General features: G+C 60.8%; 23 protein-coding genes. 13 read left to right on the forward strand and 10 right to left on the reverse strand.

What is annotated here, in order from left to right; genetic code table 11:
• Window positions 1-60 precede the first annotated feature (60 nt).
• Window positions 61-894 carry an aldo/keto reductase gene (locus SOP85_RS06185; RefSeq protein WP_274074495.1) on the reverse strand — a complete coding sequence of 278 codons (834 nt, stop codon included), beginning with the start codon at window positions 892-894 and terminating at the stop codon, window positions 61-63.
• Window positions 878-2,620 carry an FAD-dependent oxidoreductase gene (locus tag SOP85_RS06190; protein ID WP_323626407.1) on the reverse strand — a complete coding sequence of 581 codons (1,743 nt, stop codon included), beginning with the start codon at window positions 2,618-2,620 and terminating at the stop codon, window positions 878-880. The genes SOP85_RS06185 and SOP85_RS06190 overlap by 17 nt, the downstream gene beginning before the upstream one ends.
• Before the next feature lie 175 nt (window positions 2,621-2,795).
• Here SOP85_RS06190 and SOP85_RS06195 point away from each other — a divergent pair, with 175 nt between their 5' ends.
• The 4 genes from SOP85_RS06195 (at window position 2,796) to SOP85_RS06210 (ending at window position 6,595) form a co-directional block, all read left to right on the forward strand.
• Complete coding sequence (locus SOP85_RS06195; RefSeq protein WP_323626408.1) at window positions 2,796-3,572, forward strand: IclR family transcriptional regulator; 777 nt, start codon at window positions 2,796-2,798, stop codon at window positions 3,570-3,572.
• A gap of 231 nt (window positions 3,573-3,803) precedes the next feature.
• Complete coding sequence (locus tag SOP85_RS06200) at window positions 3,804-4,859, forward strand: Gfo/Idh/MocA family protein (RefSeq protein ID WP_323626409.1); 1,056 nt, start codon at window positions 3,804-3,806, stop codon at window positions 4,857-4,859.
• Between the two features lie 2 nt (window positions 4,860-4,861).
• Complete coding sequence (locus tag SOP85_RS06205; protein ID WP_323626410.1) at window positions 4,862-5,680, forward strand: sugar phosphate isomerase/epimerase family protein; 819 nt, start codon at window positions 4,862-4,864, stop codon at window positions 5,678-5,680.
• Between the two features lie 36 nt (window positions 5,681-5,716).
• On the forward strand, window positions 5,717-6,595 hold the full coding sequence (locus SOP85_RS06210; RefSeq protein ID WP_323626411.1) for a DMT family transporter: 879 nt from the start codon (window positions 5,717-5,719) through the stop codon (window positions 6,593-6,595).
• Window positions 6,596-6,658: 63 nt separating this feature from the next.
• On the opposite strand, the gene SOP85_RS06215 is transcribed toward SOP85_RS06210, so the two are convergent.
• Window positions 6,659-7,996: an MFS transporter gene (locus SOP85_RS06215; RefSeq protein ID WP_406591190.1), complete on the reverse strand. Its 1,338-nt coding sequence runs from the start codon at window positions 7,994-7,996 to the stop codon at window positions 6,659-6,661.
• A gap of 579 nt (window positions 7,997-8,575) precedes the next feature.
• On the opposite strand from SOP85_RS06215, the gene quiC reads away from it, so the two are divergent.
• Window positions 8,576-10,477, forward strand: coding sequence for a 3-dehydroshikimate dehydratase QuiC (quiC, locus tag SOP85_RS06220; protein WP_274074500.1), 1,902 nt, complete (start codon window positions 8,576-8,578; stop codon window positions 10,475-10,477).
• A 102-nt stretch (window positions 10,478-10,579) separates the two neighbouring features.
• Window positions 10,580-11,257: a TetR/AcrR family transcriptional regulator gene (locus SOP85_RS06225; RefSeq protein ID WP_274074501.1), complete on the forward strand. Its 678-nt coding sequence runs from the start codon at window positions 10,580-10,582 to the stop codon at window positions 11,255-11,257.
• Window positions 11,258-11,306: 49 nt separating this feature from the next.
• On the opposite strand, the gene SOP85_RS06230 is transcribed toward SOP85_RS06225, so the two are convergent.
• From SOP85_RS06230 to SOP85_RS06240, 3 genes are all read right to left on the reverse strand, one after another.
• Window positions 11,307-12,161 (reverse strand): shikimate dehydrogenase, encoded by an 855-nt coding sequence (locus tag SOP85_RS06230; RefSeq protein WP_323626412.1) that lies wholly within the window; start codon window positions 12,159-12,161, stop codon window positions 11,307-11,309.
• A gap of 5 nt (window positions 12,162-12,166) precedes the next feature.
• Entirely contained in the window at window positions 12,167-12,607 is a 441-nt protein-coding gene (gene aroQ / locus SOP85_RS06235) for a type II 3-dehydroquinate dehydratase (RefSeq protein ID WP_274074503.1), read from the reverse strand.
• A 137-nt stretch (window positions 12,608-12,744) separates the two neighbouring features.
• The gene (locus tag SOP85_RS06240) at window positions 12,745-13,656 is read right to left on the reverse strand and encodes a LysR family transcriptional regulator (protein ID WP_274074504.1); all 912 of its coding nucleotides are present in this window, start codon (window positions 13,654-13,656) and stop codon (window positions 12,745-12,747) included.
• A gap of 269 nt (window positions 13,657-13,925) precedes the next feature.
• Between SOP85_RS06240 and SOP85_RS06245 the strand changes: the two genes are divergently transcribed.
• Together SOP85_RS06245 and SOP85_RS06250 are read left to right on the forward strand one after the other, a co-directional pair.
• Entirely contained in the window at window positions 13,926-14,354 is a 429-nt protein-coding gene (locus SOP85_RS06245) for a DUF4160 domain-containing protein (protein ID WP_323608312.1), read from the forward strand.
• Window positions 14,351-14,797 (forward strand): DUF2442 domain-containing protein, encoded by a 447-nt coding sequence (locus SOP85_RS06250; protein WP_323626413.1) that lies wholly within the window; start codon window positions 14,351-14,353, stop codon window positions 14,795-14,797. Before SOP85_RS06245 ends, SOP85_RS06250 begins: the two co-directional genes overlap by 4 nt.
• A gap of 54 nt (window positions 14,798-14,851) precedes the next feature.
• Here SOP85_RS06250 and trmA read toward each other — a convergent pair whose 3' ends face one another.
• Window positions 14,852-15,931, reverse strand: a complete 1,080-nt coding sequence (trmA, locus tag SOP85_RS06255; RefSeq protein WP_323626414.1) for a tRNA (uridine(54)-C5)-methyltransferase TrmA — start codon at window positions 15,929-15,931, stop codon at window positions 14,852-14,854.
• Complete coding sequence (locus tag SOP85_RS06260; protein WP_274074507.1) at window positions 15,928-17,223, reverse strand: NCS2 family permease; 1,296 nt, start codon at window positions 17,221-17,223, stop codon at window positions 15,928-15,930. Before SOP85_RS06260 ends, trmA begins: the two co-directional genes overlap by 4 nt.
• A gap of 220 nt (window positions 17,224-17,443) precedes the next feature.
• Here SOP85_RS06260 and SOP85_RS06265 point away from each other — a divergent pair, with 220 nt between their 5' ends.
• A complete protein-coding gene (locus SOP85_RS06265) occupies window positions 17,444-17,893 on the forward strand; it encodes a DUF4879 domain-containing protein (RefSeq protein WP_274074605.1) in 450 nt (149 codons plus the stop codon).
• Between the two features lie 68 nt (window positions 17,894-17,961).
• Window positions 17,962-18,513 (forward strand): DJ-1 family glyoxalase III, encoded by a 552-nt coding sequence (locus tag SOP85_RS06270; protein ID WP_323626415.1) that lies wholly within the window; start codon window positions 17,962-17,964, stop codon window positions 18,511-18,513.
• Window positions 18,514-18,519: 6 nt separating this feature from the next.
• On the opposite strand, the gene SOP85_RS06275 is transcribed toward SOP85_RS06270, so the two are convergent.
• A complete protein-coding gene (locus SOP85_RS06275) occupies window positions 18,520-18,807 on the reverse strand; it encodes a HigA family addiction module antitoxin (RefSeq protein WP_274074509.1) in 288 nt (95 codons plus the stop codon).
• Window positions 18,808-18,904: 97 nt separating this feature from the next.
• The gene (locus SOP85_RS06280; protein ID WP_274074510.1) at window positions 18,905-20,143 is read right to left on the reverse strand and encodes an MFS transporter; all 1,239 of its coding nucleotides are present in this window, start codon (window positions 20,141-20,143) and stop codon (window positions 18,905-18,907) included.
• 400 nt (window positions 20,144-20,543) lie between these two features.
• Here SOP85_RS06280 and SOP85_RS06285 point away from each other — a divergent pair, with 400 nt between their 5' ends.
• From SOP85_RS06285 to SOP85_RS06295, 3 genes are read left to right on the forward strand one after another with little or no spacing between them, the layout of a single operon-like run.
• Complete coding sequence (locus tag SOP85_RS06285; RefSeq protein WP_274074511.1) at window positions 20,544-21,980, forward strand: cytochrome ubiquinol oxidase subunit I; 1,437 nt, start codon at window positions 20,544-20,546, stop codon at window positions 21,978-21,980.
• A gap of 3 nt (window positions 21,981-21,983) precedes the next feature.
• Window positions 21,984-22,991, forward strand: a complete 1,008-nt coding sequence (gene cydB, locus SOP85_RS06290; protein ID WP_274074512.1) for a cytochrome d ubiquinol oxidase subunit II — start codon at window positions 21,984-21,986, stop codon at window positions 22,989-22,991.
• Window positions 22,992-23,051: 60 nt separating this feature from the next.
• Entirely contained in the window at window positions 23,052-23,219 is a 168-nt protein-coding gene (locus tag SOP85_RS06295; RefSeq protein WP_323608308.1) for a DUF2474 domain-containing protein, read from the forward strand.
• The last annotated feature ends 41 nt before the right edge of the window (window positions 23,220-23,260 follow it).

The following is a 23,260-nucleotide window of genomic DNA, read 5'->3' on the forward strand; positions in this document are numbered from 1 at the left end:
GGTTTGGTAAGCCACAGTCATTGCGACGGGTGTCGCACATCAAAAGTGGCCTTTTCGCGGTTATCGATCGAACGCGTCCCACACGGGCGCAAAGTCCGGACTGACTTGCCTCTCACGCTTGGACAAGCCGGCAATCAGCGCACGATCCTGATCATCCAGATTGACTGCGAACGCTTCCAGGTTGGCTATTTGGTTGGCCTTGCTGCTGGCCTTGGGGATGGCGGCCACGTTCGGTTGATCCAGCAGCCACTTGAGTGCGACCTGGGTCGGCAGTACTCCGTGTCTGGCAGCAATTTGCTGGATAGCCGGAACATCCGAGACCTTGTTGCGTGCCAGCGGCGAATAAGCTGTCAGTGCCAGGTCATTTTGACGGGCGTAGTCCAGCAGTGCGTTTTGTCCGAGCAGCACGTGGTATTCCACCTGAATGGCTGACAGCGGTGCGCCCAGTTCCTCGACCACTTTGCGCAGCAGGGGCAGCGGGAAATTCGCCACGCCGATGTTGCGCGCCAACCCCTGTTCCTTGAAGGACACCAGGGTTTCGATCGTGCGCGGCAAGTCCCAATCGGTGCCGGGCCAGTGGATCATGAAGAGGTCAATGTAATCGCTGTGCAGAGCCTTGAGGCTGCGGTCCATGGAATGGCGCATGGCATCGGGTTGCAGCTGGTCCCACCAGACTTTGCTGGTGACGTGGATCTGTTCACGGGGTGTGGGGCTATTCAACAGTGCCTGACCGACAGCGTCCTCATTGTTGTAGGCCGCAGCGGTATCGACGTGGCGATAACCCAGTGCCAGGGCCTGTTCCACGGCCCGGGTGCATTCTTCACCGAGCATTGGCCAGGTGCCGAGGCCGAGCTTGGGCATGTTCAAGCCCTGTGCGTTAACGATGTGTTGCATGGTCGATCTCCTTTTCATAAGCGCTGATGCCGGCGATATGGCGTGCGGCGATGTAGCCGAATGTCAGCGCCGGCCCCAGGTTGATGCCGCCGGCGGGGTAGTGGCCGCCCATGATGCTGGCCATGTCGGCTCCCGCCGCATACAGGCCGCTGATGGCCTGCCCCGAGTCGTCGAGGACCTGGGCGTGTTGATTGACCTTGAGTCCGGCAAAGGTGCCGAAACAGCCCGGTTCGACTTTCACGGCATAGAACGGACCTTGTTCGATGGGTGCGACGCAGGGGTTGGGCTGTTGGCGCGCATCCCCCTGTTTGCGGTTGTAGGGCGTTGATCCGCGGCCGAACTGTGGGTCCTGGCCGTTTTGGGCGTGCCGGTTGTAGTCCGACACGGTGGTGCACAAGCCGATCGGGTCGATGCCGCAGGCTTGGGCCAATTCTTCCAGGGTGTTGCCGGTTTTCAGATAACCGCTGCGGATAAAGGACGACAGCGGTACCGGAAACGGCCGGGAAATACCCAGGCCATAACGTCGCTGGAAGCCATGGCTGCAGATCAGCCAGGACGCCACTTCTTCGCCGGGCGGGGCGCTGGCGACCATGGCCGTCACATAGTCGTAATAGCCGTTGGCTTCGTTGACGAAGCGCTGGCCATTGCTCAGCACGCCGATGATCCCCGGCTTGCCGCGTTCGATGATGTGCGGGAAGTGGCCGCTGCTGCCATCGCGATAGGGCACGCGTGACACCGGTGCCCAGGCCACAGGCGATGCCTGGTTGGTGTCGACCCGGGCGCCGACGCTCTCGCCCAGTCGCAGGCCATCGCCGGACACGCCGAGGGGCGGCAGTGCCAGGTGTTCGTGTCCGGTCGGTGTGCGGGGGAACAGGGCCTTACGCCGTTCGATGTCATTGGCGAAACCGCCGGCCGCGAGCACCACCGCCCTGCGTGCCTTGATGCGGATCGAACCTTTGCCGGTGCGAACGACCGCGCCCTTTACCTGATTGTTCTCGTGCAGCAACTCGGTGACCGGTGCCGACTCCCACAGCAACACGCCAAGATCATCGGCGGATTTCGCCAGGCGCGCCACCAGCGCCACGCCGTTGACCAGCTGCATCGCCCGGCCATGCACGGCGAGGTCGAACAGATGGCGAGTGAAACGCCGGGTAACGTGCCAGGCCGCCGACAACGAGCGGGTCAGGTTGAGAAACGCGGTGAGGTCGGCCCCCGCCATGATCGGCATGCCCATGAAGGCTGTTTCGCGCATGGTTTTGCGCAGGCGCTTGAGCAGCTTGCCGACGTTGCGCGCGTCATAGGGCGCGGCGATCACCGAACGCCCACCGGTGCCGGCGCCGGGCGTGTCGCCATGAATGTCGGCGATCGCATTGCCGTCGGCGAATTGCAGCGAGGTGTGTTGTTCGAAGAACGCCACCATGCGCGGAGCGGCCTCGAGGAAGGCATCGATCATTGCCGGGTCATACTGATCGCCCAGTTCGTGTTTCAAGTAAGTGCGCGGCAGTTCAACGTCCTCGACGATACCGGCTCGTCGGGCCAGGGGGTTGCACGGTACCCAGGCCCAGCCGCCGGACCAGGCGGTGGCACCGCCCAATACCGGGTCTTTTTCCACCACTATCACCTTCAGGCCATGCCATGCCGCCGTCACGGCCGTTGCCAGTCCGGCCGCACCGGAGCCGACGATCAGCACATCGCAATCGATGTCGGGAAGGGGTTGGGCAGGCATTGATTGAACTCCGCTGTTTATTATTGTGGAATCTGGTTCCAGAAAATATATGAGGGCTGCAGAGAGCCGGCAAGTCGATGCTGAGTAAAGCGGGCGGTTATCGGACAGTCAGTTCCAGATTTCGCATTCCTCTGGTTGTCTTCTAGAATCGAGCAAATTTTGCGTGGATACCCCCATGGCCGGCAGTCAGATCGAACGTGTTTTCAGTGTGCTTGAAAGCCTCACCAGCGACCCTCGCGGCCTGCCGATGCAGGTGCTGGCAGAGCAATTGGACATCCCCAAGAGTGCCACCCATCGCTTGCTGGCTGAGCTGATCCGGCTCGGCTATGTGCGCCAGAATCCGGAGAACTTGCGTTATCACCTGTCGACCCGGCTGGTGGCGATGGGCTTCCGTTATCTGTCGAGCAGCGGTGCGGATATCGTGCAGCCGGTGCTCGACCGGCTGGCTCAGGAAACCGGCGAACTGGTGCGCCTGGGGGTCATCGAAGGCGAGCGCCAGACCTGGATCGCCAAGTCGCAGGGGGCTCGTTCCGGTCTGCGTTACGACCCGGACATGGGGCGGGATGCGCCGCTGTTCTACACCGCCTCCGGTCATGCCTGGCTGGCTTGCATGAGCGATGCCGAAGCCTTGTCGCTGGTGGAGCGCCAGGCGGCGGACCGGCCATTGGAGCTGGGCCCGAATGCCCCCAGGTCCAACATTGAATTGCTTGAACGGTTGCGCCTGGCACGGGAGCAGGGCTATGCGTGTGTCGAGGAAAGTTCGGCGGTGGGTACCTCGGCGATTGCCGCGGTGGTGCGACATCCCGGTGATGGACGGGTGATCGGCGTGCTCAGCATCGCCGGGCCGAGTGCGCGGCTACCGGGGGCGCGGCTGCATGAACTGGCGCCGTTGTTGTTGGCGTTTACCGATGAGTTGTCGGCGGCGAGTCTGGCGTCAGAGCTATTTCCCTGAGGCCTGTACAATCCCCTGTGGGAGCGGGCTTGCTCGCGAATGCGGTGTGTCATGCAACGGAAATGTTGATTGATACACCCTCTTCGCGAGCAAGCCCGCTCCCACATTTTGGCTGGCGTTGAGCTTGCCAAAGCTGTGCGCTGTTCGAACACTTTCAATGCGTGCTTGTGTAAGAATCTGGAACCAGGTTCTAAATTGTTGATTCCAACAATAACACAAGAGGACCGCACCTTGAGTTCACCATTGCGTATAGCCCTGATCGGCACTGGCAACATGGGCCAGCAGCATTACCAGCAGTTGAAAATCCTGACTGAAGCGACCTTGTGTGCAGTGGCCGACCCCGGCCCGCAAGCGCCGGGCCTCGCGAGAGAATGGGGAGTAGGGTATTTCGCCGATCATCGTCAGATGCTGGAGCAGGCAAAGCCGGAGGCGGTCATTATCGCCAACCCGAATACGCTGCACGTCAGCACCGCGCTCGATTGCCTGGCTGCCGGGGTACCAGTGTTGCTGGAAAAGCCGGTGGGTGTGCACCTGGATGAGGCCCGGGAGTTGGTGGCTGCCTCGAAGTCGAGCGGCGTTCCCGTGCTGGTCGGCCATCATCGACGCCACAACCCGTTGATCGTCCGCGCCCATGAACTTGTCCACAGCGGCGCGTTGGGCCGGTTGAGCACCGTCACCGCACTCTGGCAATTGCGCAAACCCGACAGTTATTTCGAAACGGCCTGGCGCCGTGAGCCCGGTGCGGGCATGTTGTTGACCAACCTGATCCACGACCTCGATCTACTCCGGCATTTGTGCGGTGAAGTGCGCCAGGTGCAGGCCATCACCAGCAACGCCGTGCGCGGGTTTGCCAACGAGGATTGCGGGGCCGTGCTGCTGCAATTCGACAACGGTGCGCTGGGCAGCCTGACCGGGTCCGATGCGGTGGCAGCGCCCTGGAGTTGGGAGTTGGGCTCCGGAGAGAACCCGGTGTATCCACGCCAGGCCGACCAGCCGTGCTATTTGCTGGCGGGAACCGCCGGGGCGCTCAGTATCCCGCAGCTCAAGCACTGGCACTACACGCAAGCCGACGGTGGCTGGCATCAACCCCTGGCGTCGACGAACGAGCCTTTCAGTGTTGAACCCGCGCTGCGCTTGCAGTTGCAGCACTTCGTGCGCGTGGCGCGTGGGCAGGTCGAGCCGCTGGTCAGCGCCGCTGACGCAGCCCGCACCCTGGCGCTGGTCGAGGCGATTCGCCAGGCCGCTGAAACCGGGCGCGCCTGCGCACCGGCCCTGATCGAGGATTGAGCATGAGTGAACGAATCTTTTCCCTGGCCAGTCTTACCGTGCTGGAGTTGTCACCACCGGACATGGTCGAGGTCGCGGCGCGGGCCGGTTACAGCCATGTTGGCTTGCGCCTGGTGCCGGCGACGCCGCAGGAACACCATTTCGCGCTGGTGGCGGATGGCGATCTGCGGCGCCAGACCCTGGCGCGTCTGCGCGACACCGGCATTCGTGTCCTGGATGTGGAAATCCTGCGGCTGAAACCGGACACCCTGGTGGCCGATTTCGAGCAAGTGCTGGCGGTGGGCGCCGAATTCGGTGCCACTGAATTGCTGGTGGCCGGCAACGATCCTGACGAGCAGCGAATGACCGAGAATTTCGCCAGGCTGTGTGATCTGGCGGCGCCTTACGGGCTGCACCCGCACCTGGAGTTCATGCCCTGGACCGACGCGCGCGATCTGCAGCAAGCCGTGCGCATCGTCGAAAGGGCGGGGCGTGAAAATGCGGCGGTGCTGGTCGACGCCTTTCACTTCGATCGCTCCGGGTCGCGGCTGGAAGATCTGGCCAGGGTTGCCCCCTCGCGGTTACGGTATGCGCAGTTGTGCGACGTGGCGGGGCCCAGGCCGGCCGTCATGGCAGAGATCTTGCGGCAGGCGCGTAATGAACGGCGTTTTCCCGGCGATGGCGATTGTGATTTGCCGGGGCTGTTGCGGTGTTTGCCGGCTAACATTCCATTGAGCCTGGAGATTCCCACCGTGCAACTGCTGGAGCAGGGCGTGAGCGGGCTGGATCGGGCGCAGATGGCATTGAGCAAAACCCGTGAATTGCTGGCGCGGCTGACATAGGTCCCGCGACGCTTTTGATTTGAACAAGGAACCCCAATGACCGTCAGCACCCCGCTTTCCGGCGTCAATCAGCCCTTCAAAGGGATCCTGCTGATCGTTGTCGCAACCTTCCTGTTTTCCAGCCATGACGCCCTGTCGAAGTACCTTTCCGGGTTCTATCCGATTGTCATGGTGGTCTGGGCGCGTTATGTGGTGCACACCTTGCTGATGGCCGGGATATTCCTGCCGCAATCCGGGCTGCGCGTGCTGCGGACCAAGCGGCCGTTGCTGCAACTGATTCGGGCCTTGTGCCTGCTGGGCACCAGCCTGTTTTTCACCACGGGATTGATGTACATCCCGCTGGCCGAGGCAACGTCGGTTAACTTCCTGGCACCGGTGCTGGTGACCGCGCTGTCGGTGCCGTTGCTTGGGGAGAAGGTCACCCGTGGCCAATGGCTGGCGGTGATCTGCGGGTTTATAGGGGTGCTGATCATCGTGCACCCCGGTGGGGATCTGTTCACCCTGGCGGTGTTGTTGCCGTTGTGCTCGGCATTGTTTTTCTGCTTCTACCAATTGCTGACCCGCAAGCTCAGTGAGATCGACAGCCCGACCACCAGCAACTTCTTTGCCGGGCTGTGCAACACCCTGGTCATGAGTGCGCTGGTGCCGTTCTTCTGGCAGGTACCGACCTTGCTGCACGGCGCGATGATGCTGGCGCTGGGTGCCTGCGGGATGACGGCGCACCTGTTCCTGACCCAGGCCTTCCGCCATGCGGCGCCAGCCTTGCTGGCGCCTTTCAGCTATTGTCAGATCGTGTTTGCCGGCCTGCTGGGCTGGCTGCTGTTTTCCCACACGCCGACTCTGACCACCGTCGTCGGGATCGCCGTGATCTGCTGCAGTGGCCTGGCGGCGGCCTGGCAGCAAAGCCGTCGCTGATCGCTCCTGAACAACAGGCAAAAAAAAGCGCAGGCCCGAAACCGGGCCTGCGCCGAGGGAACATCAGCCTTCTACTTTCGGAATCTTGCGCGGGGCCATGAAGTACATCCAGATCAGCGCGATGAAGTACATCGCCGGGATCAGGGTGAACAGCACGGTGTAGTTGTTGTTGGTGACAGTCAGGATGTGGCCGACCAGCTGGGTCATGAACATCCCGCCAATCGCCGCACACATGCCGCCGAAACCGAACACCGTACTCATCATGTGCTTGGGCGTGTAGTCCATCACCAGGCTCCAGATGTTCGCGGTCCAGGCCTGGTGCGCACCGATGGCCAGGGAAATGGCGGCCACTGCGACCCACAGGTTGCTGGAGCCGGCCGCCATGATCACGCCGATGATGCAGCAGGCGAACAGGAACATGGACATCAGGCGCGCCTTGATCGGATTGACGCCGCGGCCGATCAGGAACGAGGAGAGGATCCCGCCACCGACACTGCCGAAGTCGGCGGTGAGGTAGATGATGATCAGCGGGATGCCCATCTGGGTCACGTTGATGCCCAGGTTGTATTGCTGGTTGAGGAACGGTGGCAGCCAGTACAGGTAGAACCAGAACACCGGCGCTGTGATCGAGTAGGCAAGGGCGAAGGCCCAGGTGCCGCGCATGCGCAGGATTTTCGAGAAGGGTACGCGGACTTGTTCCGGTTCCACTTCGTTCTGGATGTAGTCCAGTTCCGACTGTTTGACGCGTGGGTGATCTTCCGGGTTGAAGTACTTCAGGCCCCAGAATACCAGCCAGATCCCGCCCAGTGCCGACATGCACAGGAACGCCGCCTGCCAGCCCCACACGTGGAGAATCAGTGGCAGCAACATCGGTGTGAACATGGCGCCGACGTTGGTCCCGGCGTTGAAAATACCGGTGGCCACCGCGCGCTCGCCGGCCGGGAACCACAGGCGCGTGGTCTTCACGCAGGCCGGGTAGTTGGCGGCTTCGGTCAGGCCGAGGATGAAGCGGCACACCATGAAGCCGACCGCCGAAGTGGCCAGGCCGTGGGCGCCGGTCGCCAGGCTCCAGAGCAGCACGGCGCAGAAGAACACGCGCTTGACGCCGACCCGGTCGATCAGGCGGCCTTGCAGCACGAATCCGATGGCGTAGCCGACCTGGAACCAGAAGTTGATGTTGGCGTAGTCCATCGCCGTCCAGCTCATTTCCTTGGCCAGGATTGGCTGCATGACGCCCAGGGCGGCGCGGTCGATGTAGTTCAGGGTGGTGGCGAAAAACACCAGCGCCAGCATGCCCCAACGGGTTTTGCCGACAGCCATGGCGCCGCGGATCTTGTCGCCGATGCCGCCAGTGGCAGCGCTCATGGCCGGAGCCATGCGTGAGCTATGTGTAGGATTCATCTGTGCCATCCGTTCAATGACTGACAAGCGAAGCTCGTCGGGACTTCAAGGGCGCGTGATCAATCGAGGGCGACGGGCGCGGTTGGACTGATCGGCTGTGTTCGTCGGCTGACGAGTTATTCAGCGAGCGGCACGTGGGTGCCAGCGGTGCGCGGGGTTCGGATGGACGCCAGGCAAGGCGTAATGACGGTGGTGTAATCGAGCAAGGCGTTTAATGAGCGCATGAGCGTATACCCGTTTTTTGAAATTTTTATGTGGTGTTCAGGGTCTTGTTAACTGGAACCGATGATTCATGACCGGACCCAATGTGGTGTTGATGTTGCGCAGTGGACGAAAAATCGTCAATTCGCTAACGGCCATTTTGTTCGATAATCGCACGAAAAACTAACTGGATAGTACACTTTGAATTGCCGTGAGGAATCACCAGGCCAATAATTCATTCAAAGCTAAACGCAATCCCTGTAGGAGCCCGGCTTGCCGGCGATGGCGTCCGTGAGACCGCCATTCCCGGCAGCGGGGCCGCTGCAACAAGCGTGCGATACCCCTAACAAGATTGCCTCCATCACCGGGAGTCGAAATATGCAGCGTTCCATTGCCACCGTGTCCTTGAGCGGTACCCTGCCGGAAAAACTCGAAGCCATTGCCGCCGCCGGTTTCGACGGCGTGGAGATCTTCGAGAATGACCTTCTCTACTACGACGGCAGCCCGCGAGAAATTAAACAGATGTGCGCCGATCTCGGGATCGCCATCACGCTGTTTCAACCATTTCGGGATTTTGAAGGCTGCCGCCGTGACCGTCTGTCGCGCAACCTTGAGCGGGCCGAGCGCAAGTTCGACCTGATGCAGGAGCTGGGCACCGACCTGGTGCTGGTGTGCAGCAACGCCTCGGCCGACTCCATCGGTGATGAACAGATCCTGGTCGACGACTTGCGCCTGCTGGCCGAACGCGCCGGCGCGCGAGGCCTGCGTATCGGTTACGAAGCGCTGGCCTGGGGACGCCACGTCAATACCTGGCAACAGGTGTGGAACATCGTCCGTCAGGCCGATCATCCGAGCCTCGGCGTATTGCTCGACAGCTTCCATACGCTGTCGCTCAAGGGCGACCCGAGCGCCATCGCCGAGATTCCCGGTGACAAGATTTTCTTCGTGCAAATGGCCGATGCCCCGATCCTGGCCATGGACGTGCTGGAGTGGAGCCGGCATTTCCGCTGCTTCCCGGGCCAGGGCGAATTCGATTTGCCGGGTTTCCTCGCGCCGATCATCAAGAGTGGCTATACCGGGCCACTGTCGCTGGAGATCTTCAACGACGGTTTCCGCGCCGCGCCGCCTCGAGCCAACGCTGCCGACGGTTTGCGCTCGTTGCTGTACCTGGAAGAGAAAACCCGCGAGCGCCTGGCCCAGGAAGCCAAACCAACGGCCAACCCCGAGATTCTGTTCGAGACGCCGAAGGCCAGCGAATACAACGGCATCGAGTTTCTCGAGTTCGCCGTGGACGAAAGCCTCGGCGCCAAGCTCTCCCATTGGCTGGAGCGGCTGGGTTTCGTCAAGGCCGGGGAGCATCGCTCCAAGAGCGTCAGCCTGCTGCGCCAGGGCGATATCAACCTGATCCTCAACTCCGAACCGTACTCGTTCGCCCACAGTTTCTTCGAGGCCCATGGTCCATCGTTGTGCGCCACCGCCGTGCGAGTCAAGGACAGTGCCAGCGCGCTGGCCAGGGCCGTGGCCTACAAAGGCCAGCCGTATCGCGGATTGGTCGGTCCCAATGAATTGGAACTGGCCGCCGTGCGCGCGCCGGATGGCAGCCTGATCTACCTCGTCGATCAAGACGCCGATGTCTATGGTACCGACTTCAACCTGCAACCGGCCGTAGTGACCGGCGGTGGCCTCAAGCGCATCGACCACATGGCCATGGCGCTGCCCGCCGACAGCCTCGACAGTTGGGTGCTGTTCTACAAGAGCCTGCTGGACTTCGAGGCCGATGACGAAGTGGTGCTGCCAGATCCTTATGGTCTGGTGAAGAGCCGCGCGCTGCGCAGCCGTGACAGTTCGATTCGCCTGCCGCTGAATATTTCCGAAAACCGCAACACCGCCATCTCACACGCGTTGTCGAGTTATCGCGGCTCCGGCGTGCACCACATCGCGTTTGATTGCGATGACATCTTTGCCGAAGTCAGTCGCGCCAAGGCGGCGGGCGTGCCGCTGCTGGATATTCCGCTCAACTACTACGATGACCTGGCGGCGCGCTTCGATTTTGACGACGAGTTTCTCAGCGAACTGGCCTATTACAACGTGCTGTACGACCGTGATGCCCAGGGCGGTGAGCTGTTCCACGTGTACACCGAACCGTTCGAAGGGCGGTTCTTCTTCGAGATCATTCAGCGCAAGAACGGTTATGCCGGTTACGGCGCTGCCAACGTGGCGGTGCGCCTGGCAGCCATGGCCAAATCCCGCAGCGGTGCGGTGCGTCAGACAAAGTTGTAGGAAAATCGTAACCACACCGACAAACCGCTGCCGCACGGCTTCCTTCACTGTGCGGCGCGGCTCATAATCGCCAGCCTGTGCAGTGATGGCCGTGAGCCCGCAATGACAATGACTTCAGAACTCTCCGCAGCACCCGATCAACCGGTTGCCGAACCGCGCAAGAGTCGCAAGAACAATCCGGAAAAAACCCGCGAGAACATTCTGCAGGAGGCGATTGTCGAGTTCGTTCAGCAAGGGCTTTCCGGGGCTCGAGTCGATGCCATCGCCGAGCGCATCCACACGTCCAAGCGCATGATCTATTACTACTTCGGCAGTAAGGAACAGCTCTACGTCGAGGTGCTGGAGAAGCTCTACGGCGATATCCGCAATACCGAAAACCGGCTGCACCTGGCGGAACTGCCGCCCGTCGAGGCGATTCGGCGGCTGGTGGAGTTCACCTTCGATCACCATGACCGCAACGTCGATTTCGTGCGCATCGTCAGCATCGAGAACATTCACAACGCCGAATACGTGAAACGCTCCGATGCAATCAAGGCCATGAACAACACCATCCTTGATTCACTGGGCGAGATCCTGCGTCGCGGTGCCGAGCAAGGGCTGTTCCGCACAGGGCTTGATCCGTTGGATGTGCATTTGCTGATCAGTTCGTTCTGCTTCTATCGCGTGTCGAACCGCCACACTTTCGGCGAGATCTTTCAGATCGACTTGCCGGACGAGAGCATCAAGCAGCGTCATCGGGAGATGATTTGCGAGTCGGTCCTGCGATATCTGCAGGCCTGAAAAGATCGCAGCCTTGTAGGAGCTGCCGAAGGCTGCGATCTTTTGATCTTTAACCAATCATGCTCTGAAAATGCGCCAGCATCCGCTGCGCATCCGGCACCACGCCGCTGAACAATTCGAATGCCTTTACCGCCTGGAACACCGCCATGTTGCCGCCATCCAGCGTTCGGCAGCCCAGGGCGCGGGCATTACGCAGCAGTTCGGTTTCCAGCGGGAAATAGACAATCTCCGCCACCCACAACTCAGCCCGAAGCAACTCGACCGGCACCGGCATGCCTGGCAGTTTTTTCATGCCCATGGGCGTGGTGTTGACCAGGCCATCAGCCTCGGCCAGGGTCAGTGCCAGGTCATGACCGGCCACCGCGCGGTTACTGCCGAAATGCTGATTGAGGTTGTCCGCCAGGCTCTGTGCGCGGCTGATTTCCACATCGAAAATGCTCAGTTGTTGTACGCCTTCGCTCAACAACGCGTGGGCCACTGCTGCACCAGCGCCGCCGGCGCCCATTTGTACGACGCGCTCAACGGCAACGCCTTGCAAGCCACGCCGAAAACCTTCGGCAAACCCCAGGCAATCGGTGTTATGGCCGATGCGTTTGCCGTCTTTCAACACCACGGTGTTCACCGCGCCAATGCCACGGGCTTCTGGCGACAGTTCGTCGAGCAGCGGGATGATCGCCTGCTTGCACGGAAAGGTGATGTTCAGGCCGGTGTAGTTCATGCGTTCGGCAGCCAGCAGCAGCTCGGGCAGGGCGTTGCTGTCGAGTTGCAGTTGATCGAGATCGATCAGGCGATACAGATAACGCAAATCCTGGGCATCGCCTTCATGCTCGTGCAGGGCAGGGGTGCGGGAAGCCTGGATGCCGGCGCCGATCAGGCCTGCCAGTACGGTTTGATTCTTGCTCATCACGCTCACCCCTTCAGACGTTGGCTGAAATGCTCCAGTGCCAGGCGATAGCCATGGCTGCCAAAACCGGCCATTACCGCCGTAGCAATGCCCGAGACGAAGGAGTGGTGCCGAAATTGCTCACGGGCATGCACGTTGGACAGGTGCACTTCGATCACCGGCAGTTCGCTGGCGACCAGCGCATCGCGGATCGCCACCGAAGTGTGCGTCCAGGCGGCCGGGTTGATCACTATCCCGGCACAACGGCCGCGGGCGGCATGAATCCAGTCGAGCAGTTCGCCTTCGTGGTTGGTCTGGCGAAACTCCACCGCCAGGTCGAACTCTTCGGCGGCTCGGCCACACATGGCGGAAATATCAGCCAGGGTTTCGTGGCCGTAAGTCGCCGGTTCACGGGTACCAAGCAGGTTCAGATTCGGGCCGTTGAGCACCAGAATGATAGGGGACATCAAGGTTTCTCCACTTATTATTTTTGGCGTTGGCCAAGGTCTCGGCCTGTGGAGATAAAATGTACCAGATGGTTAATTTGGTCAATTGGACCGCCCGCATACGGTTCTTTTGTGTGCGGTGATCGGACGGTTTCGTTTCAGCGTGGCAACTGCTCCACCAGGAAGTCGATGAACGCGCGCAACCGCAGGGGCATATGACGACTTTGCGGGTAGAGCAGGGTAAACGGCCGCGAACGCCCCCCATAAGGTTTGAGCACTTCCACCAGCGAGCCATTGGCCAGTTCCTTCTCGACGATAAATCGATAGGTCTGGAACAACCCCGCACCATGTTTCGCCAGGGTCACGCCACCCAATACATCGTCGGAACAACTGAAGTTGCCCTCGGCGAGAATTTCGCGCTGTATGCCACCGTCATTGAACAACCAGGCAATGCGCCGGCCGCTGCTGGGCAGTTCGTATTGAATGCACTCGTGCTGTTGCAGGTCGTCGAGGGTTTGCGGCGTGCCGGCCCGCTTGAGGTATTCGGGGCTGGCAATCATCACCAGCGCGGCATCTTCAAGCTGCCGGGCGATCAGGCCGGAGTCCGGAATAGCGCGCACACGGATCGCCATGTCATAACCTTCGCCGACGAAATCGATGTTGCGATTACTGATGTGCGACTCGACCTTCACCGCCGGAAAGCGCGCGCGAAAGGCCGGCAGCAACGGCAGGATGCGGTGGTGGGCATAAGTGGTCGGGATGCTGATGCGCAAGGTTCCTGAAGGTACCTGTTGCTGGCCCATGACCTCGCGCTGGGCTTCGACCAGTTGCGCCAGTGCCTGGCGGCATTCTTCGTAGTAGCGCCGACCGCTGTCGGTCAGCTTGACGCTGCGGGTGGTGCGTGCAAACAACCGCACGCCAAGGCGTTCTTCCATACGCGACACCGAACGGCTCACCGCGGCCGGTGTGACGCCCGCCACCAGTGCGGCGGCAGTGAAGCTGCCGGCTTCGGCAGCCAGGCAAAAAAGCTCGATGCTGCCCAATTGAAGATCGTCGAATTGTCGCTGCATGATTGATTGCACCGGGGATCAAATGAACTCATTAAATCAGTATTTCAGGGAGATGCAGGACCTTCAAAAGACAGCCGTCCCAGCGACGGCTTTTTTGTGGGGTGCGTGAAAGCAATGCTTACGATTTTACCGGGGCCTCCATCGGCCCAGGGCGCCGCTGAACGCTAGTCTCAGAGGCGTATTGACGATTGAGTGTTCGAGGCACCGGTCGTCAGTTTTCCCCAGGAATGTCGAATCTTTCGACTCATTAACCTAACGGATGGGTTAGCATGAAGATATGCAGCTACAAAGGGCTCTCGGTGGTGATCATGCTGCGTGATGAACATTGTCCTCCTCACGCACATGTGGAGGCAGGCGCGTGGAGTGCGCGTTTCAGATTCAGCTTTTGGCACAACGGTGTCGAACTCTGGGATGTGGTTCCACTCTCGCGTCGGCCACCGATTGCGGTACTTGAGGGGTTGCGCCAATCGCTCAAGCTGCCTGCCCATTTGCTGCGTGCTCGTCGCATCTGGTGGCGAAAACTGCAAACGGCCTGCCTTGATAATCAATTGTGGGATTGGCAAACCGGAGAGGTCGTTGTGGTGAAGAGGATTGTCAGTACCACCAACATGATTGGTTCGGCTTTGTATGAGCCGCAAACGAACCGGACGCGGTTATCCCTGATAGGTGCACAGGAATGTGTGGAGATCGAGTTATGAAAACGGTAAAAGCCAAGGTCCAGATAGATCGGCCGGTGACAGAGGCCCGCCTTGATCGAGCGATTGAACGAGGCAAGTCTCGCCAAAGCAGCGGGCTGCAGGCGACGTCGGTAACCTTTCAGGCTCCGTGTCTGGCGGTCAGCTTCGAAGATGGCAGCGGGGTGTTGCTGCCAGTTGGAAATTACCCTGAGTTCGATGGATTCGAGATCGAGGATTTTGCTGGTTTCGAGGTGGGTTTTACCGGCACCGCGCTCTGCCACGAAGGCAAGGACCTGCAGATCTCTATCGCCGGAATGATCTCGGCCAGCGAGCCATTGATGGCGATGGCGGCTTCGGTGATTGCTTCGCGCAACGGTCGGCAGAGCAGCGCCGCCAAGGCCGAGGCGGCGAGGGCCAATGGCAGGAAAGGTGGACGTCCACGCAAAGTCGACGTCGTGGTTTGAACGCCCACAAAAAAGCCGTCGTGATGACGGCTGATTTGTTTGTGGCCACAGCAATCACCGCCGGGTCAACAACACCCCGGATTCCATGTGATGCGTCCATGGGAACTGGTCGAACATCGCGCATCGGGTGATGCGGTGGGTGTCGTGCAACTGGGCGATGTTGTCCGCCAGGGTTTGCGGGTTGCAGGAAATGTAGAGGATGTTGTCGAAGCGTCGGGTCAAGTCGCAGGTGTCCGGATCCATGCCGGCGCGGGGCGGGTCGACGAAGACGCTGCCGAACTCGTAGCTTTTCAGGTCGATGCCCTGCAGGCGGCGGAACGGGCGCACTTCGTTCAAGGCTTCGGTCAGCTCTTCGGCGGACAAACGCACCAGCGTGACGTTATCCACAGCGTTTTCGCTGAGGTTGCTCAACGCCGCGTTGACCGAGGTCTTGCTGATTTCGGTGGCCAGCACCTTGCGCACGCGGGTCGCGAGCGGCAGGGTGAAGTTGCCGTTGCCGCAGTACAACTCCAGCAAATCGTCAGGGCGATCGCCGAGGGCGTCGTACGCCCAGTTGAGCATCTTCTGGTTCACGGTGCCGTTGGGCTGGGTGAACGCGCCTTCCGGTTGGCGGTAGCTGAAGGTGCGGCCGCCGACCTCCAGCTGCTCGACTACGTAATCGTGACCGATGACTTCGCGCTTGCCCTTGGAGCGGCCGATGATGCTGACGTTCAGGTCCGCCGCCAGTTTGCTCGCGGCTGCATGCCAATGCTCGTCCAGCGGGCGGTGATAACACAGGGTGATCATCGCATCGCCGGCCAGGGTCGTCAGAAACTCCACCTGGAACAGCTTGTGACTCAAAGGCGCACTGGCTTGCCAGGCGGCCTTGAGCTGCGGCATCAATTGATTGATGCGCTGGCTGGCGATCGGGAACTCTTCGATCAGGATCGGCGTGCGTTTGTCTTCCTGGGAAAACATTGCGTAGTGGCGCTCGCCGGCTTCGCGCCACAGGCGGAATTCGGCACGCAGGCGGAAGTTCTGCAGCGGCGAGTCGAAGACCACAGGCTCGGGCGCGTCGAATGGGGCCAGCAGGTCACGCAGGCGTGTGACCTTTTCTTCGAGCTGGACGGTGTAGGCCTGGGAATCAAAAGTCATGCGTTGAACCAACCGAGCTTGATCACGAACAGAATCGACAGGATCACCAGCGCCGGGTTCAGCTCACGGCCACGACCGGACATCAGTTTGATGGCGGTCCAGGCAATGAAACCGAAGGCGATGCCATTGGCGATGGAATAAGTGAATGGCATGGCCAGCGCGGTAATGACGACCGGCGCGGCGACGGTGATGTCGTCCCAGTCTATTTCGGCCAGGCCGGATGTCATCAGCACGGCGACGAACAGCAGCGCTGGGGCCGTGGCGAACGCGGGAACGCTGGCGGCCAGTGGCGAAAAGAACAGCGCCAGCAGGAACAGCATCGCCACGACGACAGCGGTCAGGCCGGTGCGGCCGCCCGCACTCACGCCCGCAGCGGATTCGATGTAGCTGGTCGTGGTCGAGGTGCCCAGCAGGGAACCGGCCATTGCGGCGGTACTGTCGGCGATCAGTGCGCGGCCCATTTTCGGCATGTGGCCGTCCTTGCCCATCAGCCCGGCGCGCTTGGCGACGCCGATCAGGGTGCCGGAGTTGTCGAACAGGTCGACGAACAGGAAAGCGAAGATCACGCTAACCAGACCGATGTCCAGTGCGCCCTTGATGTCCAGTTGCAGGAAGGTCGGGGCCAGCGACGGCGGCATCGACATGACGCCGCCGAACGGGGTGAAGCCCATGACGATGGAAGCGATGGTCACCACCAGGATACCGATCAGCACTGCACCCCGCACGGCGAGGGCTTCGAGGGCGACGATCAGGGCAAAACCCAGGGTGGCGAGGATGGGTGCCGGTTGCTTGAGGTCACCGAGGCCGACCATGGTCGCCGGGTTGCTCACCACGATACCGGCGTTGTGCAGGGCGATCAGCGCCAGGAACAGGCCGATACCGGCCGCAATCGCCGAACGCAGCGGCAGCGGAATACTGTTGATGATCCATTCCCGGATACGGAAGATCGACAACAGGAAGAAGCACACCGCCGAGATGAACACCGCCCCCAGCGCCACTTGCCAGGTATGGCCCATGTGCAGGACCACGGTGTAGGTGAAGAAGGCGTTCAGGCCCATGCCCGGCGCGAGCGCGATCGGGTAGTTGGCGATCAGGCCCATGACTGTGGAGCCGATGGCGGCTGCCAGACAGGTGGCGACGAACACCGCACCCTTGTCCATGCCGGTCTCGCCGAGGATGCTCGGGTTGACGAACAGAATGTAGGCCATGGCCAAGAAAGTCGTGACGCCCGCCAGAATCTCGGTCCGCACGTTGGTGTTGTGTGCCTTGAGTTGAAACAGCCTTTCCAGCATGTCTGCTCCCCGTGGCGCGCCCGGCGCCGTGAATGTATCGACCTCAACAGCAAAGCACAGACCGCTGAACGCGCCTGGGAAAATACTGTGGGCCGGAAAAAGCCGCGCATCATACCAGCAGCGTGGGGTTATGGCTGCTTATGGCGGTGATCGTCGTCGATGTTTTGTGTTCAGTCCAAACCCGCCATACTGCGCGCTGGTTTTTTTGGGTGGCAATTGGATGAAAAAGCGTCTGACGATCATGTCCGCTGTCTTGATGCTGCTGGCGCTGGCGGCACAATCCGCCTCGGCGGCATCGGCACCGCCGTTGACCCAGGTAAAAGTGCTCAAGGTCGAGTCGCCGGGTTGTGGTTTCGAGACGATTGACGAAGGGCAGACACAGACCCGCTGCAACCACGCGGGGCCCAACATCAGGATCTATGTGCTGGAAGTGGGCTACGGTCGCAGCCAGCCCCATGCCGCGCTCGATGGCTTCGAAGTGGACGGCACCCGCACGCCGGTTTGCGCTTATGACAACGGCAACCTGACCGACTGCTCGCAAAGGACCAGGATCGTCGGCAACCTTTACATTTTCAATCTGGCAGGTAAGCAGGAAGGTACGTTCATCTTCAGCAATACCTCGATCAACGCGCCGGGCAACACGCTGTCGACCCAGCTTTACATCAAGTAACGACGGCGGCCCGAACAGGCGTCAGGAAAGCTGACTACGCTTCAAGAACCATCCCCTGGATAGTTCCCATGACCTTTCGAGCCTTGATTACCCTCGCCGAGGGCGCCGATGACCTGCAGACCGTGACCTTGATCGATGTATTGCGCCGCGCAAAAGTCGAGGTAGTGGTTGCCAGCATCGAGGGACGGCGCATGCTCACCTGTGCCCGAGGTACGCGCTTGACCTGCGATGCGATGCTGGTGGATCTGCTGGCCCAGCCGTTCGATCTGATCGTCCTGCCTGGCGGTGCCACAGGGACGCAACATCTGAGCGCCCATCAGCCCCTGCAGCAACTGATCAAGGACCAGGCCGCGGCAGGTCGCCTGTTCGCTGGCATTGCCGAAGCCCCCGCAACAGCCCTGCAATCCTTCGGCGTGCTGCGCCAGCGGCGCATGACCTGCCTGCCCTCGGCCAGCCATCAACTGTCGGGCTGCAACTTCGTCGATCAACCGGTGGTGGTCGACGGCAATTGCATCACCGCCCAAGGGTCGGGTGGCGCTTTGGAGTTTGCCCTGACCCTGGTGGAACAGTTGTGTGGCAAAGCCACGCGGGTGGCAGTGGCGGGGGAGTTGATGATTTAGACGGCGTCAGGCGTGAGCGGCGATGGGTTTGATGGGCGGTTGCTCACGCTGCTCTGCTTGCCATAGGTCATAGTCGGTCTGGACCCCTAGCCACATGCGAGCCTTGCCGATTCCAGCGCGCTCCAGGCGTACGGCCAGATCCGGACTGACTGGTGCATGTCCATGCAGTACCCGCGACAGGTGAGGACGCGCAAACCCAAGATGCCGGGCAAGTTCCGCGACGCTGATGCCCAACTCGGGCAATACATCCATCAATAGTGTTTCACCAGGGTGCGGCGGGTTGTGCGTGGGCATGTTCTGCCTCCCGTGGGGAATGTGTAAGGCGATACCTTACACTCTATGCGTTAATTACGTATTGCACCTGGTCGGCAAAATTGTGATGGCAACAGCCTCAGGCCTTTACCTCTTCCACCGGCACATGCATCCGGTCGCGGTTGGCCAGGGTCGGGAAGAGCTTGATCCAGGTCCCTGTCACCACCAGCGTGCCGATACCGCCCATGACGACTGCTGGCACGGTGCCGAACCAGTGGGCGGTCAGGCCGGATTCGAATTCGCCCAATTGGTTCGAAGCGCCAATGAACAGCCCGTTCACGGCGCTCACCCGGCCGCGCATTTCGTCCGGGGTTTCCAGTTGCACGAACGAGGCGCGGATCACCATGCTGATCATGTCGGCCGCGCCGAGGACCACCAGCACGGCCAGCGAGAACCAGAACGAAGTCGACAAGCCAAAGGCGATCGTCGCGACGCCGAACACCCCCACAGCGGTGAACATCACCCGTCCGACATTGCGTTCCACGGCAAACCGCGCCAGGAACAGCGACATCAGCAGCGCGCCCACCGCCGGTGCCGAACGCAGCAGGCCCAGGCCCCACGGGCCCGTCAACAGAATGTCCTTGGCGAACACCGGCAGCAATGCCGTCGCACCCCCCAGCAGGACAGCGAACAGGTCAAGGGAGATTGCCCCGAGAATGTCCGGGCGACTGCGGATGAAACGGATGCCCGCCAGGAGTGAATCCAGAGTGGCCTTGCCCTTGTTCAGAGGTGTTTGTCGGGCGGGCAGGTTGAGCATCAGTGCGCAGGCGATGATGTACAGGATCACCGTCGGGCCATACACCCAGACGCTGCCGAAGGCGTAGAGCAAGCCACCGAGTGCCGGGGCGACGATGGTCGCCGATTGCTGGGCCGACTGCGCGGCGGCCACGGCCCGGGGAAACAGTGCGCTGGGCACGATGCTCGGTAGCAAGGCTTGGGTGGTCGGCATTTCGAAGGAGCGCGCGGCGCCGAGCAGGAATGCAAGGATGAAGATCATTTCCCGAGTGACATGGTCGGTCGCGCTGCCGATGGCCAGCGACAGGGCGATCAGGGCTTGCAGCGACTGGCAGATGGCCGCGACCTTGCGCCGGTCGTAGCGATCGGCAACGTGCCCGGTGTGCAGCATGAACAGCACGCGCGGCGCGAACTCCACGAGGCCGACCAGGCCCAGGTCGAGCACGTTGCCGGTCAGTTGGTAGAGGTTCCAGCCAATGGCCACGGTGAGCATCTGAAAACCGCTGGCGGTGAAAACCCGGGCCAGCCAGAAGGCGATGAAAGGACGATGGTGACGTAACAGCAAGGGCTCTTGGCTGGGCATTTGAAGGCAAGTCTGGGGAGGGAAAGGTCGAGATTATCACCAACCTGTAACAGGAAGTTGCGGCGCGGGAAAATTTCGTTAGCCAAGCATCGATTCCGCTGACTTCTGGTCCACTGCCTTCCATTGATTCATTTCAACCTGTGACTGAAGCCGTGAGGCAACTTGTCACGCGGCAAAAGACCACGCGGGTCATCCCCGTAAATGGGACTACTCTTTCATCGTTGATTGATCCAGATCAAGACCGACAAAAGGAATTGATCCGGCGGCCATGAGGCCAGACTCCCTGCGTTGTGATGCGTACAAAAAAAGAACAAACAGAGATTCGCCACACTCCATATCCGTGGGGGCCGTGGGTGCAGGCTTCGAGCCCGCAGCCGTACTACCTGACAGAGGAAGACTTATGTTCGGTTTAGAGGCACTTGATCTCGCCCGAATTCAGTTCGCGTTCACTATCTCGTTCCACATCCTGTTTCCAGCCATCACCATCGGCCTGGCGAGTTACCTGGCGGTGCTCGAAGGCTTGTGGCTGAAAACCAATAACGACACCTACCGGGACCTCTACCATTTCTGGTCGAAGATCTTTGCCGTCAATTTCGGCATGGGTGTGGTCTCCGGACTGGTCATGGCCTATCAGTTCGGCACCAACTGGAGCCGCTTCTCGGACTTCGCCGGCGCGGTGACCGGTCCGTTGCTGACCTATGAAGTGCTCACGGCATTCTTCCTCGAAGCCGGTTTCCTCGGTGTCATGCTGTTCGGCTGGAACAAGGTCGGACGCGGCCTGCACTTCTTCTCCACGGTCATGGTCGCCATTGGCACGCTGATCTCGACCTTCTGGATTCTCGCCTCCAACAGCTGGATGCAAACGCCCCAGGGGTTTGAAATCATCAACGGCCAGGTGATTCCCACCGACTGGCTGGCGGTGATCTTCAACCCGTCCTTTCCGTACCGCTTGATGCACATGGCGACGGCGGCGTTTGTCGCCACGGCGTTCTTCGTGGGTTCCTCGGCGGCCTGGCATCTGCTGCGCGGCAAGGACAATCCGGCGATCCGCACCATGTTGTCGATGGCGATGTGGATGGCCTTGATCGTCGCACCGATCCAGGCGGTCATCGGCGACTTCCATGGCCTCAATACGCTGGAGCATCAACCGGCCAAGATCGCCGCGATCGAGGGCCACTGGGAAAACAAGGGCGACGAGGCGACTCCGTTGATCCTGTTCGGCTGGCCGGACATGAAGGAAGAAAAGACCAAATTCGCCGTCGAGATTCCGTACCTGGGCAGCCTGATCCTGACCCACTCGCTGGATAAACAGGTGCCGGCGCTCAAGGAATTTCCACCCGAGGATCGGCCGAATTCGACCATTGTGTTCTGGTCGTTCCGGATCATGGTCGGCCTTGGCTTGCTGATGATCTTCACCGGTCTGTGGAGCCTGTGGCTGCGCAAGCGCGACAAGCTGTACACCTCGCGGCCTTTCCTCTACCTGGCGTTGTGGATGGGGCCGTCCGGGTTGATTGCGATCCTCGCCGGGTGGTTCACCACTGAAATCGGTCGCCAGCCGTGGGTGGTCTACGGCCTGATGCGCACGGCGGATGCGTCCTCCAACCATAGCTTCATGCAGATGAGCATCACCTTGATCCTGTTCGTGGTGGTGTATTTCGCGCTGTTCGGTGCAGGTCTCGGCTACATGATGCGCCTGGTGCGCAAAGGGCCGAAGATCGACGAAGGCAAGGAAACCAACGAAGGCGGTCCCGGCCAGAAACGTACGCCGGCGCGTCCGTTGTCCGCAGCGGACGATGAACACGCCGATCACGACCACACCGTGACCAAGGAGATTTGAATCATGGGTATTGATCTTCCGCTGATCTGGGCCGTGATCATCATCTTCGGCATCATGATGTACGTGGTCATGGACGGTTTCGACCTCGGTATCGGCATTCTCTTTCCGTTCATTCCCGGCAAGAGCGACCGCGATGTGATGATGAACACCGTCGCCCCGGTCTGGGACGGCAACGAAACCTGGCTGGTGCTGGGCGGTGCGGCGTTGTTCGGGGCTTTCCCGCTGGCCTATTCGGTGGTGCTCTCGGCCTTGTATCTACCGCTGATCTTCATGCTGATCGGGCTGATCTTCCGCGGCGTGGCGTTCGAATTCCGCTTCAAGGCCAAGGACGACAAGCGCCATTTGTGGGACAAGGCATTCATCGGCGGTTCGATCGCCGCAACGTTCTTCCAGGGCGTAGCGCTGGGGGCGTTCATCGATGGCCTGCCGGTGGTCGATCGGCAGTTTGCCGGCGGCTCGCTGGATTGGCTGACCCCCTTCACCCTGTTCTGCGGCGCCGCGCTGGTGGTGGCCTATGCTTTACTCGGTTGCACCTGGCTGATCATGAAGACCGAAGGCAAGTTGCAGGAACAGATGCACGATCTGGCGCGCCCCTTGGCGTTCGTCTTGCTGGCGGTGATAGGTGTCGTCAGCATCTGGACTCCTCTGGCCCACGCCGAGATTGCAGCGCGCTGGTTCACCTTGCCGAACCTGTTCTGGTTCCTGCCGGTGCCGATCCTGGTGCTAGTGACCCTCTACGGATTGATCCGCGCGGTGGCGCGCAATGCGCACTACACGCCATTCCTGTTGACGCTGGTATTGATCTTCCTCGGTTATAGCGGGCTGGGAATCAGCCTGTGGCCGAACATCGTGCCGCCGTCGATCTCGATCTGGGACGCCGCCGCACCCCCGCAAAGCCAAGGCTTCATGCTGGTGGGCACGCTGTTCATCATCCCGTTCATCCTGGGGTATACCTTCTGGAGCTACTACGTGTTCCGCGGCAAGGTCACTCACGAGGATGGTTATCACTAGGCCCCTGCTCGCGATGGCGTCAGCACAGGCGCCATCCGACCTTTATTGGAGAAATGTGCCATGCCCGGCAAACATTCCCTGCACGACATCGAGCAAGCCGAAAAAAAACCGCTGTGGCAGCGGCTCGGCTGGTTGGCCTTGATCTGGGCGGGCAGCGTCGGCGCGCTGTTCATTGTGGCCAGCCTGATGCGCATGTTCATGAACGCCGCAGGCCTGACGACTCACTGAAAGCCCTATGGCATAAAAAACCCTCCAGCTGGAGGGTTTTT

The organism is Pseudomonas sp. YuFO20 (assembly GCF_035064975.1).
Taxonomy (GTDB): Bacteria; Pseudomonadota; Gammaproteobacteria; order Pseudomonadales; family Pseudomonadaceae; genus Aquipseudomonas; species Aquipseudomonas putida_AE.